General features: G+C 68.9%; 14 protein-coding genes. 9 read left to right on the top strand and 5 right to left on the bottom strand.

Going from position 1 to position 17,175, the window contains the following annotated elements:
* Positions 1 to 5 precede the first annotated feature (5 nt).
* The 5 genes from ACN20X_RS22530 (at position 6) to ACN20X_RS22550 (ending at position 5,545) form a co-directional block, all read left to right on the top strand.
* Entirely contained in the window at positions 6 to 1,568 is a 1,563-nt protein-coding gene (locus ACN20X_RS22530) for a long-chain-fatty-acid--CoA ligase (RefSeq protein WP_070080962.1), read from the top strand.
* A 25-nt stretch (positions 1,569 to 1,593) separates the two neighbouring features.
* Positions 1,594 to 2,742, top strand: a complete 1,149-nt coding sequence (locus tag ACN20X_RS22535; protein ID WP_013801539.1) for an acyl-CoA dehydrogenase family protein — start codon at positions 1,594 to 1,596, stop codon at positions 2,740 to 2,742.
* A 77-nt stretch (positions 2,743 to 2,819) separates the two neighbouring features.
* A complete protein-coding gene (locus ACN20X_RS22540; RefSeq protein WP_016449208.1) occupies positions 2,820 to 3,710 on the top strand; it encodes an SDR family oxidoreductase in 891 nt (296 codons plus the stop codon).
* Between the two features lie 17 nt (positions 3,711 to 3,727).
* Positions 3,728 to 4,540 carry a crotonase/enoyl-CoA hydratase family protein gene (locus ACN20X_RS22545; protein ID WP_016449207.1) on the top strand — a complete coding sequence of 271 codons (813 nt, stop codon included), beginning with the start codon at positions 3,728 to 3,730 and terminating at the stop codon, positions 4,538 to 4,540.
* A 258-nt stretch (positions 4,541 to 4,798) separates the two neighbouring features.
* On the top strand, positions 4,799 to 5,545 hold the full coding sequence (locus ACN20X_RS22550) for a 3'-5' exonuclease (RefSeq protein WP_016449206.1): 747 nt from the start codon (positions 4,799 to 4,801) through the stop codon (positions 5,543 to 5,545).
* Here the strand turns inward: ACN20X_RS22550 and ACN20X_RS22555 are convergent.
* Entirely contained in the window at positions 5,542 to 6,720 is a 1,179-nt protein-coding gene (locus ACN20X_RS22555; RefSeq protein WP_016449205.1) for a GGDEF domain-containing protein, read from the bottom strand. The two genes, ACN20X_RS22550 and ACN20X_RS22555, sit on opposite strands and share 4 nt — an antisense overlap.
* Positions 6,721 to 7,034: 314 nt before the next feature.
* Here ACN20X_RS22555 and ACN20X_RS22560 point away from each other — a divergent pair, with 314 nt between their 5' ends.
* A complete protein-coding gene (locus tag ACN20X_RS22560) occupies positions 7,035 to 8,324 on the top strand; it encodes an O-acetylhomoserine aminocarboxypropyltransferase/cysteine synthase family protein (protein WP_016449204.1) in 1,290 nt (429 codons plus the stop codon).
* Positions 8,325 to 8,331: 7 nt separating this feature from the next.
* On the opposite strand, the gene ACN20X_RS22565 is transcribed toward ACN20X_RS22560, so the two are convergent.
* From ACN20X_RS22565 to ACN20X_RS22580, 4 genes are all read right to left on the bottom strand, one after another.
* On the bottom strand, positions 8,332 to 9,396 hold the full coding sequence (locus ACN20X_RS22565; RefSeq protein ID WP_016449203.1) for a hypothetical protein: 1,065 nt from the start codon (positions 9,394 to 9,396) through the stop codon (positions 8,332 to 8,334).
* 86 nt (positions 9,397 to 9,482) lie between these two features.
* Entirely contained in the window at positions 9,483 to 10,793 is a 1,311-nt protein-coding gene (gene egtB, locus ACN20X_RS22570; RefSeq protein ID WP_016451388.1) for an ergothioneine biosynthesis protein EgtB, read from the bottom strand.
* The gene (gene egtD / locus ACN20X_RS22575; protein WP_016451387.1) at positions 10,780 to 11,838 is read right to left on the bottom strand and encodes an L-histidine N(alpha)-methyltransferase; all 1,059 of its coding nucleotides are present in this window, start codon (positions 11,836 to 11,838) and stop codon (positions 10,780 to 10,782) included. Before egtD ends, egtB begins: the two co-directional genes overlap by 14 nt.
* Before the next feature lie 362 nt (positions 11,839 to 12,200).
* A complete protein-coding gene (locus tag ACN20X_RS22580) occupies positions 12,201 to 12,815 on the bottom strand; it encodes an OmpW/AlkL family protein (RefSeq protein WP_016449200.1) in 615 nt (204 codons plus the stop codon).
* A gap of 230 nt (positions 12,816 to 13,045) precedes the next feature.
* Between ACN20X_RS22580 and ACN20X_RS22585 the strand changes: the two genes are divergently transcribed.
* The 3 genes from ACN20X_RS22585 (at position 13,046) to ACN20X_RS22595 (ending at position 17,170) form a co-directional block, all read left to right on the top strand.
* On the top strand, positions 13,046 to 13,561 hold the full coding sequence (locus tag ACN20X_RS22585) for a sigma-70 family RNA polymerase sigma factor (RefSeq protein ID WP_016451386.1): 516 nt from the start codon (positions 13,046 to 13,048) through the stop codon (positions 13,559 to 13,561).
* A complete protein-coding gene (locus ACN20X_RS22590) occupies positions 13,558 to 14,595 on the top strand; it encodes a FecR family protein (RefSeq protein ID WP_016451385.1) in 1,038 nt (345 codons plus the stop codon). Before ACN20X_RS22585 ends, ACN20X_RS22590 begins: the two co-directional genes overlap by 4 nt.
* A gap of 103 nt (positions 14,596 to 14,698) precedes the next feature.
* Positions 14,699 to 17,170 (top strand): TonB-dependent siderophore receptor, encoded by a 2,472-nt coding sequence (locus ACN20X_RS22595; RefSeq protein ID WP_016451384.1) that lies wholly within the window; start codon positions 14,699 to 14,701, stop codon positions 17,168 to 17,170.
* Positions 17,171 to 17,175 lie beyond the last annotated feature (5 nt).

A 17,175-nucleotide genomic window follows, 5' to 3' on the forward strand; every position in this document is an offset into this window, starting at 1 on the left:
ACCCCATGCCCATGTATCTCACCCAGGCCATCCACAAGGGCCGCCGCGAAAGGGCCGGCGCCACGGCGGCCATCTGCGGCGCAGAGCAGGCCAGCTGGTCGCAGCTTGCGCAGCGCATCGAACGCTGTGCCGGCCTGCTGCGGGCGCTGGACGTGGCGCCCGGCGACCGCGTCGGCATGATGGGCCTGAACTCCATCCGCTACCTTGAATACTTCTATGGCTGCTGGTGGGCAGGCGCCGCGGTCAACCCCGTCAACATCCGCTGGAGCGCGCACGAGGTGGCCTACTCGCTGGACGACTGCGACACGCGCGTGCTCTTCGTGGACGATGCCTTCGCGCCCCTGGTGCCCCGGCTGCGCGAGCTGTCCTCCAGCCTGCGCACCGTGGTGTTCTGCGGCACCGGCGCCGCGCCCGAAGGCGCGCTGCACTACGAGCAATTGCTGGCCGCCGCCACGCCCTGCGCCGACGCGCTGCGCAGCGGCAACGACCTGGCTGCCGTGATGTATACGGGCGGCACCACGGGCCGGCCCAAGGGTGTGATGCTCAGCCACGACAACCTGTTCATCAACGCCCTGTCCAATGCCAGCAACGTGCCGCGCCAGCATGTGAAGGTGGGCATGGTGGTCACGCCCATGTTCCATGTGGCCGGCTGCGGCCTGGCCCTGCTCATGGCCCAGCGCCTGGTGCCCCAGGTCATCGTGCCGGCCTTCGACGAGCTGGCCATCCTGAACGGCATCCAGCAGCACGGCGTGAACGAGCTGTTCCTGGTGCCCACCATGATCCGCCGGCTGATCGAGCATCCGCGCCTGGCCGAATTCGATCTGTCCAGCCTGCGCCTCATGCTCTATGGCGCGGCGCCCATCGATGCCACCTTGCTGGAGCGCGCCATGCAGCTACTGCCCGGCGCCGACTTCGCCCAGGCCTACGGCATGACCGAGCTGTCGCCTACCATCGTGTCCATGGGCCCGGCCGAGCACCGTCCCGGCCCGCAGCGCGAGCGCCTGCTGCGCGCGGCCGGCCGGCCCGTGACCATTGCCGAGGTGCGCATCGTCGATGGCGAGGGCCGCGAGCTGCCGCCCGGCGAGGTGGGCGAGATCACGGCGCGCGGCCCCATGGTCATGCAGGGCTACTGGAACAGGCCCGCCGAGACGGCCGCCGCGCTCAAGGACGGCTGGATGCACACGGGCGACATGGGCCGGCTGGATGCCGACGGCTACCTCTTCGTCGTGGACCGGCTCAAGGACATGATCGTCAGCGGCGGCGAGAACGTGTATTCGGCCGAGGTCGAGAACGCCATCGCCCAGCTGCCCCAGGTCGCCATGTGCGCCGTCATCGGCGTGCCCGACGAACGCTGGGGCGAGCGCGTGCACGCCGTGATCGTCGCGCGCGAGGGCCAGCCGCTGACCGAGGCCGAGGTCATCGCCCACTGCCGCGAACGCATCGCGGGCTACAAGTGCCCGCGCTCGGTGGAGTTCCGCAGCGAGCTGCCGCTGTCGGCCGCGGGCAAGCTGCAGAAATTCCAGCTGCGCGAGCCCTATTGGCAGGGCCGCGAACGCCGCATCAACTGAACCCCTCAATCCACCGGTCCAAGCCATGCCACTGCAACTGACACGCTCCTGGAGCACCCCCGAACTGGAAAGCCTGCGCGCCACCGCCGTGCGCTTTCTGGAAACCGAAATGCAGCCGCAGGACGAGGCCGCACGCCAGCGCGGCAACGTGGGCCATGCCATCTGGCGCCGCGCCGGCGAGCTGGGCCTGCTGTGCACCGACATCCCCGAGGACTACGGCGGCGGCGGCGGCGACTTCCGCCACGAGGCCGTGATCCACGAGGAGATGGCGCGCCGCGCCCTCTCGGGCATGAGCAACTCCGTGCATTCCATCGTGGCCCACTACCTGCTCAACCACGGCACCGAGGCGCAAAAGCGCAAGTACCTGCCCGCCATGGCGCGCGGCGAGCTGGTGGGCGCCATCGCCATGACCGAGCCCGGCGCGGGCTCGGACCTGCAGGGCGTGCGCACCCGCGCAGAACTCAGGGACGGCCGCTACCGCATCAACGGCAGCAAGACCTTCATCACCAACGGACTGCTGGCCGGCCTGATCCTCGTGGTCTGCAAGACCGACCCGGCCCAGGGCGCGCGCGGCACCTCCATCCTCATCGTGGAGACCCGGGACTGCGCGGGCTTTCGCGTGGGCCGCGTGCTCGACAAGATGGGCATGAAGGCCCAGGACACCTCGGAGCTGTTCTTCGACGACGTGACCGTGCCGCAGGACGCGCTGCTGGGCGGGCGCGAAGGCCAGGGCTTCTACCAGCTCATGGGCGACCTGCCCTACGAACGCCTGATCATCGGCCTGGCCGCCCTGGCCTGCATGGAAGGCGCCTATGAGGCCACGCTGGCCTATGTGCGCGAGCGCCGCGCCTTCGGCCAGGCCATTGCCGACATGCAGAACACCCGGTTCAAGCTCGCCGAGGTGGCCACCACGCTGACCGTGGGCCGCGCCTTCATCGACCGCTGCGTGGAGCAGCTGGTGGCCGGCACGCTGGACACGGCCACCGCCTCCATGGCCAAGCTCTGGGGCTCGGAAGCGCAGGGCCGCGTGCTCGACGAACTCGTGCAGCTGCATGGCGGCTACGGCTACATGAACGAATACATGGTCACGCGCATGTACGCCGATGCGCGCGTGCAGCGCATCTACGGCGGCACCAGCGAAATCATGAAGGAAGTGATCTCGCGCGTGCTCTGACGCTCCGATCCCCTGGCGGCGCCAAGCGCTGCCGCAGTCCCCCTATCCCTTCCCCGGCAGCACAGGAGACAGCAGCCATGACCCTCGACGACCTCATCTACAAGCCCGGCCTGCTCCAGGGCGAACGCATCCTCGTCACTGGCGGCGGCACCGGCCTGGGCCGTGTCATGGCCGAGGCCTTTCTCATGCTGGGCGCCGACATCCACCTGTGCGGCCGGCGCGGCGCCGTGGTCGAGCAGACAGCGCAGGAGCTGGTGCAGCAGCACGGCGGCCGGGCCACGGGCCATGCCTGCGACGTGCGCCAGCCCGAGGCCGTGGAGCAGATGATCGAGGCCATCTGGGCCGACGGCGGCGCGCTCACGGGCCTGGTCAACAACGCGGCCGGCAACTTCGTGAGCCGCACCGAGGACCTGTCCATGCGCGCCTTCGACGCCGTGGCCAACATCGTCATGCGCGGCAGCTTCAACCTCACGCTGGAGTGCGGCCGCCGCTGGCTGGCCGAGGGCCGCAAGGCCAGCGTGCTGTCCATCCTCACCACCTGGGTCTGGAACGGCTCGGCCTTCACCGTGCCCTCGGCCATGGCCAAGTCGGGCGTGCATGCCATGACGCAGTCGCTGGCCGTGGAATGGGGCAACCGGGGCATACGCTTCAACGCCATCGCGCCGGGCCTGTTTCCCACCGAAGGCATGAGCGCGCGGCTGAACCCGCAGGGCGGCGAGCATGTGCGCGCCGACAACCCCATGGGCCGCAACGGCCGCATGCCCGAGCTGGCCAACCTGGCCGTCTTCCTCATGAGCCGCCAGGCCGAGTACCTGACGGGACAGACCATCGCCATAGACGGCGGACAATACCAGGCGACGGGCGGCAACTTCGCCGGGCTGGCCAGCTGGAGCGACCAGGACTGGGCGAATGCGCGCAGCGCCATCGAATCGCGCAACGCGGCCGACCGCCAGCAAAGAACCGCATAGACACAAGGAGACAAGCCATGAGCCAAGAACGCGTGCGCATATCGGTGGACCACGGCGTGGCCGAGGTGACCCTGGCCCGGCCCGACAAGATGAATGCTCTGGACCCCGCCATGTTCGACGCACTGATCGACGCATTGGCGCGGCTGCGGGACACGCCCGGGTTGCGCGCCGTGGTGCTGCATGGCGAGGGGCGCGCCTTCTGCGCGGGCCTGGACATGGGCAGCATGGCCGGCATTGCCGACGGCCAGCAGACGGCAGACATGACGGACCTGGCCGCGCGCACGCACGGCATTGCCAACCGCTTCCAGCAGATCTGCTGGGGCTGGCGCGAACTGCCCGTGCCCGTGATCGCCGCCGTGCACGGCGTGGCCTACGGCGGCGGCCTGCAGCTGGCGCTGGGCGCGGACATCCGCCTGGTGGCCGAGGATGCGCGGCTGTCCATCATGGAAATCAAGTGGGGACTGGTGCCCGACATGGCCGGCTGCGCGCTGGCCGCGCCGCTGGTGCGCGGCGATGTGCTGCGCGAGCTGGTCTACACGGGCCGCATCGTGCCCGGCCCCGAGGCCGTGGCCCTGGGCCTGGCCACGCGCGTGAGTTCCGCGCCGCTGGAGGAAGCGCGCCACCTGGCCCGCCAGATCGCGGCCAGCAGCCCGCACGCCATGCGCGCGTCCAAGCGCCTGATGCAGCTCAGCGAAACGGCATCGCCCCAGGACATCCTGCTGGCCGAGGCGCGCGAGCAGCAGGCCCTGCTGGGCAGTGCCAACCAGGCCGAAGCCGTGCGCGCAGGCCTGGAAAAACGGGCCCCGGTGTTCAGCGACCAAGGCCTTTAGACACCTCTTGAAACAACCACCGGACCCTGCCCACGGGTCCGGCGCGGCCATCCGTAATTACCCTTAATCGACGCCCTTTCGCCACTGCGCTGATTTTTTAGGCATTCCGTGGAAAGCCTTGCAGGGCGCGGATTCGGCAAGTTACACCCGGAGTTTTCCACAACTCCGTCCACATGCATCGGGGATAAAAACCCGGGGCCGAAGGGACATGCAGGAGCAGGCATACTTGACGGCTCGCCTCGGCCTCCCCCCTTTCCCATGCCCCGCCTGCACGCCCCCAGCAAGGAAGACAGCCGCCTGCTGCCGCCTTTTTCCGCCCTGCCGGAACGCTGCATCCACGTGCCCGCCACCGACGCCGAATTCGCGGCCGCCCGCGCCGCGCTGATGGCCGCGCCCGTGCTCGGCTTCGATACCGAGAGCAAGCCTCTTTTCCACGCCAGCCAGACCGACACCGGCCCCCATGTGGTGCAGTTGGCCACCTGCGACCAGGCCTGGCTGCTGCAGCTGCACCATGCGCAGGCACGCGCGCTTGCGGCCGACGTGATGGCCAGCGAGGCCATCTGCAAGGCCGGCTTCGGGCTGGACCATGACCGCAGCGCGCTGCCCGCGCGCCTGGGCGTGGCGCTGAACAACGTGATCGACCTGGACCGCGTGTTCAAGCGCCATGGCTACGCCAGCTCGGTAGGCGTGCGCGCGGCCGTGGCCCTGGTGCTGGGGCAGAACTTCCAAAAGTCCAAGAAGATCTCCACCTCCAACTGGGCTGCACCGCAGCTGAGCCTGGCCCAGCGCCACTATGCGGCCAACGACGCCCACGGCGCCGCCATGGTGCATGCCGCGCTGCCGGGCTGGGAGCTGCGCCAGCCGGCAGCGGCCCAGCGGCCTTCCAGGCCTGCGCTTGAACCGCGCGGGCCACGCGAGTCCAGCGCCCCGCAGACGCCCCAGACAACGCGTCCGCCCCGCACCGCTCGCCTGCTGCAGGCTGCGGTAGCGCCGGCCAAGTCCTAGAGCGTTTCCTCTTCCTTCACCAGCCGCACCCGGTCCCGGCCTGCGCGCTTGGCCTCGTAGAGCATGGCGTCGGCACGCGCGAGCGCCTGCTCCAGCGTCTGGCCCGACGCCATCCAGGCCACGCCGAAGCTGGCGGTGATGCGCACCTCGTCGGGCAGCCCGCTGAAGCCCATCAGGCGCAGCTGGGTCTGTATGCGCCGGGTGATCGACTGCACGGCCAGCGGGTCCGCACGCGGCAGCAAGGCCACGAACTCTTCCCCGCCAAAGCGGGCCACCAGGTCCTGCTGGCGCGTGCTGCGCAGCAGCAGTCGCGCAAAGCGCTGCAGCACTTCGTCACCGGCCGCGTGGCCCCAGCCGTCGTTGACCCGCTTGAAATGGTCCAGATCACAGACCAGCACGGCGGCTGACAGCTGAGGGTGCTCGGCCCGCCGGCGCTGCACCTCCTCCTTGAAGGCGCGCCGGTTCAGCAGCCCTGTCAGCGGATCGCGGTCGCGTTCCTCATGCAGCTCCTGCACGGTGTCGCGCACCGCCGCCGCCAGGAACACAATGGCGAACAGCAGGCCGAACACCAGCAGGCTCAGCTGCTTCGCCAGGCACGCGGAAGAAACGCCCAGCCATTCACTGGCCGCGTCGGCCGGTGGCGAGGCGCCAGGCGGTGTCAGCCACAGCGCACGAACGAAAAAGCTCAGCGCAAAGACCACGAACACCCCCAGCAGCAGCCGGTCCCAGTCCGTACCGGGATGCCTGCGCGGCAAACGCCACAGCGGCAGGGCCAGTTGCAGTCCCAGGCCGAAATTGAGCACATGCTGGCGCGCCTGCGCATCGGGAACGACCCAGGCGTAGTAGCCCAGCACCGCCAGCACTGCGCTGCCAAAGACAGCCGCCAGCGGCGCATCCGGTCGCACGCCCTGGCGCATGGCCATGGCCTCGGTGATGAACCAGGCCGCACACAGTTGCAGCGCGGCCGTGGCCAGCGCATTGACGGGCACGGCCGCAGGCCGCTCCAGGACCTGCAGCAGCAGCGCCAGGCTGAATCCGGTGAAGGCGAGGGACATGCTGCGCAACTCGCGCCGGGCACGCAGATGCCGCCAGCAGACATAGAAACAGCCGGCCAGCAGCGAGGTGCACAAGGGCACCGCCAGCGCCAGAAAATGTCTTGCTGTCAACGTCACCATCAACTCCCGAATGGAGTCTAGCGATCAGGTCACGTTACAACACGTTGTTAACAAAAATACACATTCACTCACGATCCTGGCAAAGCCAGGCCGGACATATCTGCGCACGGCAGAGGAGCAACCGGTCTGCGGCGTATATGTTCGTAACCAACGCATCGTTGGGCACCGGAGGCCGGCACGCCACAATGCCAACCGTCCTCCGCTTGTAAAACCTCAGGACTTACGCAAACAGGATGCGGGAACGCGCCGCTGCCCATGGCAAATGGCCCGCCCTGCCCTTCTTGCGTAAGCCGTCACCAGAAAGGCAATCTTCCATGCGCATCGAAACCCTGGCCGTCCACGCCGGCTACTCGCCCGACCCCACCACCAAGTCGGCCGCCGTGCCCATCTACCAGACCGTGGCCTATGCCTTCGACAGTGCCCAGCATGGCGCCGACCTGTTCGACCTCAAGGTGGCCGGCAACATCTACACGCGCATCATGAACCCCACCACCGACGTGCTGGAAAAGCGCGTCGCGGCGCTGGAAGGCGGCATTGCCGCCGTGGCCGTGGCCTCGGGCATGGCCGCCATCACCTATGCCATCCAGGCCATCGCGGAGGCAGGCGACAACATCGTCTCGGCCAGCACGCTCTACGGCGGCACCTACAACCTGTTCGCCCACACCTTCCCGCAGCAGGGCATCACGGTGCGCTTTGCCGATCCGCGCGACCCGGCCAGCTTCGCCCAGCACATCGACGAAAAGACCAAGGCCATCTTCATCGAGTCCATCGGCAACCCGCTGGGCAATGTCACCGACATCCGCGCCCTGGCCGACGTGGCCCACGCCCACGGCGTGCCGCTGATCGTGGACAACACCGTGCCCAGCCCCTACCTGCTGCGCCCCATCGAGCATGGCGCCGACATCGTCGTGCACTCGCTGACCAAGTACCTGGGCGGCCACGGCAACAGCGTGGGCGGCGCCGTCGTGGACAGCGGCAAGTTCCCCTGGGCCGAGCACAAGGCCCGCTTCAAGCGCCTGAACGAGCCCGATGTCAGCTACCACGGCGTGGTCTACACCGAGGCCCTGGGCGAGGCAGCCTACATCGGCCGCGTGCGCGTGGTGCCGCTGCGCAATACCGGCGCCGCACTGTCGCCGCACAACGCCTTCCTGATCCTGCAGGGCATAGAGACGCTGGCCCTGCGCATGGACCGCATCTGCGAGAACACCCAGAAGATCGCCGAGACGCTGCAAAGGCATCCCAAGATCGAGTGGGTGCGCTACGCCGGCCTGCAGGACCATCCCGACCACGCCCTGGTGAAGAAGCAGCTGGGCGGCCGCGCCTCGGGCATCCTGTCGTTCAGCCTCAGGAACGGCAGCGGCGACAGCGACACCCGCGCCGCCGGTGCGCGCTTCCTGGATGCGCTGCAGCTGTTCACGCGCCTGGTCAACATCGGCGACGCCAAGTCCCTGGCCACGCACCCCGCATCGACCACGCACCGCCAGCTCGACGCCGAGGAACTGGCCAAGGCCGGCGTCACCGAAGGCATGGTGCGCCTGTCCGTGGGCATTGAGCACATCAGCGACCTGCTGGCCGACCTGGAGCAGGCGCTGGACAAGGTCTGAGACGCCCTCAGCGCCTGCGCGAGCGCTCGCGCAGTTCCTGCGAGGAATAGAAGATCAGCGGGTCCGGCGTGCGCTGCGGATTGGCGCAGGGCTCGATGGCATGGCCGCGCGGCGGGGCGCAGCGGGCCAGGTCACGCAGCTGGGCCTGGGTTCGTTCGGCATGGCGCGCGGCGGTCTCTCCTTCGGAGGGGCGGCTGCCGGGCACGATCAGGCGCAGCTCCATCTTGCGGATGGCCGGCTCCACGGCGTAGGTGCCCTGGAACTGCAGCACCACGCGGCGCTCGGGCAGGTCCACCGTGGCCAGCACGGCACGCATGGGCACGGGAATCATCGCTCCCGACTGGTAGCGCACCAGCACGAAGGGCGCAAAGGGCTTGGGCAGCTTCAGCGCCAGCGTCTGGCCCTTGCCGTTTCCATTGCCGTTACGCGCATCGGCACGCACACGCAGCTGTCCGCCATCGGGCAGATAGCGGTCCAGCCGCCAGCCGGTGGCCACGCGCTGCGCGCCCACACAGGGCGCGTAGTAGTACTCGGTGGGGTCGGCATCCTTGCCCGTGTACAGCATCTGGGCGCCTTCATGCTCGGTCAGCGTCTTGATGGCCGCATCGGCGCCATCCGCCTGGGCGCCGACCAGCGTGCCGCCGCGCACGAACACGCCCGTATACGGGAACCAGGTGGTGCGCTGGTTGGCCACGGCGCCATAGGGCTTGCATTCGGTGGACATGCTCTGGTCCTGCATGTCGGCATGCGGGGCCACGGGCTCGCCGCCCTGGCCGCCGCCCTGGTCGGCCAGGGTCAGGCGGCCATCGGACTCGATGGTGAAGGTGGCCTTGGCCACCATGGAGTAGTAGCGGCCGGCTGCGTCTTCGCCGATCAGCAGCAGGCTGGGCAGGGGCGTGAGGTTGGCCACCTCGGGCTCGGCGCGCGGCGTGTCGGCCGGGGCCTGGGCAGGCACCTGGGGCCGGGGCTGCTCCTGTGGCTGGCTGGGCGCCGGAGCCTGGGGCGGCGCAGTGGCGCAGCCGGCAAGGACCAGGGACAGCGGCATGGCAAGAACAAGCGAACGCAACAACATGGAACTCCCTCGGATCATTGAGGCCGACGATGCTACTGCATGCACCGGCGGGCGGCGCAATGCATGGGGATGCGGCAGGGGCAGGCTCAAGCCGGATCCCGCGCCAGCCGCAGGCCGGTCATCTGCCAGCGCGCCTGCGTGGGAAAGAAATTGCGGTAGCTGGCGCGCACATGGCCTGGCGGCGTGAGGCAGGAGCCGCCCCGCAGCACATACTGGTTGACCATGAACTTGCCGTTGTATTCACCCACGGCGCCCTCCGCGATCTGGAAGCCCGGGTAGGCGCCGTAGGCGGACTGGGTCCATTCCCAGACCTCGCCCAGCGCAAGGCTGCCGGGCTGCATGGCGCGCGGGTGCACGGGGCCGGGAGGCTCGTCGTGCTCGGGGCGCTGCGCCATGGGCGCGGCAAAGGCCGCCTCCCATTCCGCCTCGGTAGGCAAGCGCGCGCCGGCCCAGCGCGCATAGGCGTCGGCCTCGAAAAACGAGATGTGGCAGACGGGGCGGCGCCCGTCCAGCGCCAGCGCGCCATGCAGGCTGAACTCCTGCCACGTGCCGTCCGATGCGCCATCCAACGCGCCGCCTGCATTGCGCCGCCAGTACCAGGGATGCTCCAGTTGCTGCGCGCAGCGCCAGTCCCAGCCTTCGGCCAGCCACCACTGCGGCTGGGCATAGCCGCCGTCCTCGACGAAGCGCAGGAACTCGGCATTGCTCACGGGCCGCTGCGCGATCTCGCAGCCTTGCACAAACACCTCGTGGCGCGGGCGCTCGTTGTCGAACGCAAAGCCCTCGCCGCCATGGCCCACGGCATGCATGCCACGCGGCACGGTCTGCCACTGCAGCGGGGCAGGCGTTCCATCTGCCGGCCCAGGCGCAGGCATGCCCTCTTCCTGCTCTCGATAGGCAGGCCACAGCGGGTGGCACGACAGCAGGTGCTTGATGTCGGTCAGCAGCAGTTCCTGGTGCTGCTGCTCATGCTGCAGGCCCAGCTCCAGCAACGCGGCCAGACGCGCAGGCGGCTGCGTGCCCCAGTCCTCGAACATCTGCAGCATGCGCTGGTCCACCGCCTCGCGGTAGGCCAGCACCCGCGCCAGCGAGGGCCGGGTCAGCAGCCCGCGCTGGGCACGCGGATGCCGCGCACCCACCTGCTGGTAGTAGGAGTTGAACAGCACGCGGAAGTCGGCATCGAAGGGCGGCACGCCGGGCGCGTGCTCGGCCAGGACAAAGGTCTCGAAGAACCAGGTGGTATGCGCCAGATGCCATTTGGCAGGGCTGGCATCGGGCATGGACTGTACGCAGGCATCCTCGGCGGACAAGGGGGCGGCCAGCAGCACGGTGGTCTGGCGCACGGCCTCGTAGCGCTGCACCCAGCGGAAGACGGCGGGCATTTCACGCATGGGCATGGATCACGGCAAACCACTGGCGCTCATCGGTCCAGACCTGGCAGGCCCCGAAGCCCGCACAGGCCAGCATGTCCAGGAAGTCGGGCAGCGGGTATTTGTAGCTGTTCTCGGTATGTATGGTCTCGCCGGCCGAGAAATGCCGCAGCCCCTGGGGCCAGCCCACGATCAGCGGGCGCCGCGCGCGCAGGTGCATCTCGATGCGCGAGTGCTCGGTGTTGAAGAAGGCCACATGTTCCCAGTCGCCCTCATTGAAGTCGCTGCCCAGCAGGTGGTTCACATGGCTGAGCAGGTTGAGGTTGAAGCGCGCCGTCACGCCCTGGGCATCGTCATAGGCAGGCTCCAGCCACTGTATGGGTTTGGGCAGGTCTATGCCGATCAGCAGCCCACCGTCGTCGCTGAGCAGGGCCCGCATCTGGCCCAGCATGCGCTGGGCCTGTTCAGGGTCGAAGTTGCCTATGGACGAGCCCGGGTAGAACAGCAGCCGGCCGGCCTGCGGGATATAGGGCGGCAGGGCCAGCGGCTCGGTGATGTCGGCCGTGACGGCGTGGGCCTGCAGCTGCGGAAACTCCTCGGCCAGGCGCCGCACGGACTGGCGCAGGAAGGCGCCCGCAATGTCCACGCCCACGAAGTGCCGTGGACGCAGGCTGCGGCACAGGCCGCGCACCTTTTCGCAGTTGCCGGCACCCAGCTCGATCAGCACCTCGCTGCCGCGCAGGGCCTCGGCCATGGCCGGACCGGAGTCGGCCAGGATGGCAGCCTCGGTGCGCGTGGGGTAGTACTCGGGCAGCCGCGTGATCTGCTCGAACAGGTCGCAGCCGCGTGAGTCATAGAGAAACTTGGGCGAGACCCGGGCCTGCGGCTGCATCAGCCCGTGCTGCAATTCGGCCAGGGTTGCTCGCAGGGCGCTGTCTGCCAGCTCCGGCGCAGCCTCTCTCCTGCCACCTTCGGCCGGTGTGCGCGGGGCCGAAGGCAGGGGCAGGGGCACGCGCTGGGCGCGCGACGCCAATGGAGGGGAAGACACGGAATGATCGTGGGCATACAGCATGGTGGGGGCCTCGCGTTGTGCGCCGACCGCCTCAGCATGGTGAATGCCGCGCCCCCGCCTTGCAGCGGGGAGCGGTCGCCAAGGGGGCGGGCAGCCAGAATGAAGCCTGCAAACTGGCGTCCCGCCTCGCAAGGCGCGCGCCGACAGGCCGAGGCACCAGCCTAGGCGCCCGCCCCGGGCACGCGGGTAGGACAGTTTCCAGCGAGCGTGTCTTTTTCATGACCTGCAGATCTGGTGCGCTGCAGCATGCCGGACGAAAAAAATCCGGTATGCCGCGAACGGCATACCGGACCAAGTACCCATCCTTGCCTCACTACGCGCTGCCGGATGAAGCAGCGCGTGCCTCGCTCATGATCCGAAGATCAGAAGCGATAGCCCAGTCCCACGCCAACCAGCACGGGGTTCACCTTGAAGGTGCCCACCTTGGTGCCGCCAGCGCGCACGTCCGTCTCGATGAAGACCTTCTTCACGTCGAAATTCAGCGACCAGTTCTTGTCCAGCGCATAGTCGAAGCCGATCTGCAGCGCGCCGCCGAAACTGTTCTTCTTGATGGAGGGGTTCAGCGCGGCTTGCACGGCGGGATCGAAGTTCACGCTGGAAAAGCGCGTGAAGTTGACACCGGCGCCCACGTAGGGCTTGAACGCGCCGAAATTGGTGAAGTGGTATTGCGCCAGCAGCGTGGGCGGCAGGTGCTTGAGGCTGCCGATCTGACCCAGGCCGTTGGCACGCAGGTCATGCTTTTGCGGGTAGGTCAGCACCAGCTCGGCCGCGATGTTGGGCGTGAAGAAGTAGGACACGTCCAGCTCGGGCATCCACTTGTCATTGATCGACAGGCCCAGGCCCGTGCTGTCCTTGTTGACGCTGTCCAGGTGGACGGCGCGCACGCGCACCATCCAGGGGCCTTCGGCCTGCTGCGCAAAGGCGGCACCCGACGACAGGGCGCAAACGGCAGCAACGGCGAGCAGAGTTCTTTTCATGATGGAGAGTCTTGGAGTAGCCCGGGGCAAATCCCGTAGCTGTATTGCAGCAGGGGCAGGCAAGGCCGGTCTTGTCCTAGCTCAAATCCGAAGGTGGGCGCCGTCGCATGGCCGGATCGCGTTGGATGCATGCAACGCATTGCGCGGCAGGCCAGTTGCGGCCAGGCTGCAGCCATTGCTCAAATAGAATGCGAATCATTATCAAATCCGCTTCCCCAGGAACCCGCTCCATGGCCGCCGCGCCTTCGCACCCCGATATCGCCCTGCTCTACAGCGACCACCACGGCTGGCTGGTGGGCTGGCTCAGGCGCAGGCTGGGCAATCCCTGCGATGCGGCCGACCTGGCCCAGGACACCTTCATTCGCGTGCTGGGCAAGCCCCAGTCCCTGCATGGCGTGCGCGAGCCGCGCGCCTGGCTCACCACCATCGCCAACGGCCTGGTCGTGGACCACACACGCCGCGCCGCGCTGGAGCGCGCCTGCCTGGACGCCATCGCCAGCCTGCCCGAGCCGCTGGCGCCCTCGGCCGAGGAGCGCCATCTGCTGATCGAATCCCTGGTGCGCATGGACAACCTGCTGGCCGGCCTGCCGCCCAAGGCCCGCAGCGCCTTTCTGCTCTCCCGCCTGGAAGGCCTGAGCTACCCCGAAATCGCCCTGCAGCTGGGCGTGTGCCTGAGCTCCGTCGAGAAATACATGGCCACCGCCATACGCCACTGCCTTGCCCTGCGCAGGGAACTGACGGCGTGAGCACAGACCAGGCCCCCCAGGCGCTGGAACAGGCCATTGCCTGGGCCGTGCGGCTGGCCTCCGGCACGGCCACCGATGCCGACCGCGCCGCCTGCCAGGCATGGCGCAGCAGCCACGCCGCGCACGAACAGGCCTGGCAACAGGTCCAGGCTGTGGAGGCCCAGTTCGCCCTGCCCGCCGGCCAGGCGGGCCTGGCCCACGGCGTGCTGCGGTCCGCCGGCCCAGGGCCGGCGCGAGGCCGGCGCGCAAGCCTGCAGCGGCTGCTGTTCCTGGGCCCCGCTGCCCTGCTGCTGGGATCCATGGCTTGGCGCTGGGCTGCACCGCGCGAGCAGATCGCGCTGGAAACGGCCATTGGTGAGCGCCGCAGTACCCTGCTGGCCGACGGCAGCCGCCTGCACCTGGCACCGGACACGCTGGTGCAGGTGGATTTCACCTTGCTGCGCCGCGTGGTCCGCCTGGCACGCGGCGAGATCTTCATCGACACCGGCAGCGACCCGCGCTCCCTCGCAGGCCGACGCTCCTTCTGGGTGGAAACGCCGCTGGCCCGCTTCGAGGCCCTGGGCACCAGCTTCGGCGTGCGCCACGAAAAACACCCGGACACGGCCACGCGCCTGTACGTCACCGAGGGCCGCGTGGCCATCCATGTCAGGGCGCTGGACGGCACTGCGCCAGGCCCCCTGGACGCCATCGTCGCCACCTCCGGCGAAACCCATGTGCTGCACGCCGGCCAGCACCGCCCTGTGCGCCTGCCCGACGAAGGCCTGGTGCCCGACGCATGGACCGACGGCGTACTGGTCGCCCGCCGCATGCGCCTGGACGCCTTCGTGACCGAGCTGTCACGCCAGACCGGCATGCCCATGGAATGCGCCGACGACGTGGCTGCCCTGCGTGTTTCAGGCGTATTCCAGCTGGACGAGCCGGATCCGGCGGGTCGTGCGCTGGCCGCCATTGCCCGCACGCTGCCTGTGCGTGTGGAGCGCGGACAAGGTGCAGCCAGCGGTGCCCGCAGCGCCATGCGCCTGGTCAAAGCCTGAGCCGGAATTTTTTTCAGGCAGTCATTACGGGTTTCACACCGCCCGTTCGGCATAGGAGCAAAGACATCGCTTTTTCCTTTGCCGCTTCTCAAGGACTGCCTCCATGCCCAGCCTGCCCAGCACCCGCCGCGCCGCCCATCCACCCTCGTGCACACGCCCCACGGCGCTGGCTGCACAGGCCTTGATGCTGGGCCTGTTGATCACGCTGGGCCTGCCCATGACCGCCCTGGCCCAGAGCCCGAGCTCCGCCCCGGATGCCAGATCCATCCGGTTCGACCTGCCGGCCGGTGAACTGGAGACCAGCCTGCACAGCCTCGCGCGCCAGGCAGGCATCACCCTCTCGTTCGATCCAGCCCTGGTCCAGGGCCGACAGTCGGCGGCGCTGAGCGGTACGCGCGGCGTGCACGAAGGGCTTGCCGCCCTGCTCGCCCCGCACCAGCTGCAGGCCACGCGCACGGCCGAAGGCGGCTGGGCCGTGCACCGTGCGCGGCCCGGGGCCGCGGCCGAGCATGCACTGCCTACCGTGAACGTGCTGGCCGATGCCGAGCATGAAAGCGCCTGGGGCGCCGTGCCCGGCTACGCGCCGCGCCGCAGCGCCTCGGCCATGAAGATGGATGTGCCGCTGCTGGAGACGCCGCAGCAGGTCAGCATCATCGGCGAGGCCCAGATCCGCGACCAGGCCATCTCCAGCGTGGCCGAAGCCGTGCGCTACAGCGCGGGCGTGCGTCCCATGGACTACGGCATCACCGATGACGACGTGGCCGTGCGCGGTTTCTATCTGACCGGCACGGGCCTGTACCGGGACGGCATGCGCATGGTCCACAACGGCTTCATGACCAACCTGGAGCCGTATGGACTGGAGCGGCTGGAAGTCGTGCACGGCCCGGCCTCGGTGCTGTACGGCCAGTCCGCGCCCGGCGGCCTGATCAATGCCGTCACCAAGCGCCCGCGCGCCGGCATGCAGCGCGAAGTGGGCGTGGAATTCGGCAGCCACGACCGGCGCCAGCTCACGGCCGACATCGGTGGCGCCATCAATGAACAGGGCACGGCGCTGGCACGGCTGACCGTGCTCAAGCGCGAATCGGGCACGCAGTGGAACGGCCTGCGCGCCGACCGCAGCTACATCGCCCCCTCCTTCACACTGCTGGGCGAGCGCACCAGCCTCACCGTGCTGGCGCAGTACCAGGAGGACGAAACCGGCTTCGTCATCCCCTACTACCGCCAGACGCCTGCGGGCTGGTCGGCAACGGACATCAACGTCAGCGGTCCGGGATCTGGCCACCACAAGCGCAACGCCAGCGTGGGCTGGCTGCTGGAGCACCGGCTGAACGACCAGCTCACGCTGCGCAACAACCTGCGCTACCTGGATGGCCGCAACGACCGGCGCGAGATGCGCAACCGGGGCCTGACGGCCGACCAGCGCGGCATGGCACGCCTGGCCATGGTGCGGCCTGACGCCGAACAGACCTGGGTCATGGACACGCAGATCGAAGGCCGCCACCGGACGGGTGCCGTCTCGCACCAGTGGGCCGTGGGCTTCGACTACTACCGCTCCAGGCTCGACTGGCGCATCTACTCGCTCAACGGCGCCGTGGCGCCGCTGGACCTGGTCAACCCCATCCACATCGCGCCGAACTGGGATGACAACTACCTCAGCGACCGCGCGCTGGCACGCACGCACCAGGCGGGTCTGTACGTGCAGGACCAGATCAAGTTCGGCGAGCGCTGGGTGCTCAGCGCCGGCCTGCGCCGCGACAGCGCACGCATAGACACCGACTACGACGCGCGCGCCGCAGCCACCGCGCCCTTCGCCATCACCACCGTGCGCCGCACCGACAGCGCCGTCACCGGGCGGCTGGGCCTGATCTACCTGGCACCCAGCGGCCTGGCTCCCTATGTGTCCTTCAACAACTCCTTCCAGCCGCCGCTGACCACGGTCACGGCCACCGACGCCAACGGCAGGCCCTACGAGCCCGAGACCGCGCGCCAGTTCGAGGCCGGCCTGCGCTACGCGCCGCCGTCGGCCGGCTACACGCTCAGCGCCGCCGTGTTCGACCTGCGCAAGCGCAATGTGCGCACGCCATCCACACTCAACCCGCGCTTCGACGTGCAGACCGGCGAAGTGCGCAACCGGGGGCTGGAACTGCAGGCCCAGGGCGAGATCGGCGGCGGCTTCTCGGCCATTGCGGCCTATACCTACCTCGACTCCAGGGTCACGCGCAGCAACAACGCCATCGAGATCGGCGCGCGCCCCGGCGCCACGCCGCGCCATGCCGCATCGCTGTGGGGCAAGTACCAGCGCGGCGCCCTGGAGCTGGGCCTGGGCCTGCGCCACATCAGCGCCACGCCTGGCGAGCTGCCCATGGACGGCGTGAAGACCCCCATGAACGACGCCTACACGCTGTGGGACGCCATGGCCGCCTACACCACCGGCCCGTGGCGCTTCTCGGTCAACCTCAGCAACCTCACCGACAGGCAGTACCGCACGCAATGCAACACCTTCCGTGGCGGCGCGCAATTTTGCGCGCTGGGCTTCGGGCGCGAGGTGCGTTTGGCGGCGGCCTATCGGTTCTGAGTGCC

The sequence above is a fragment of the Delftia sp. PX-1 genome (assembly GCF_055797465.1).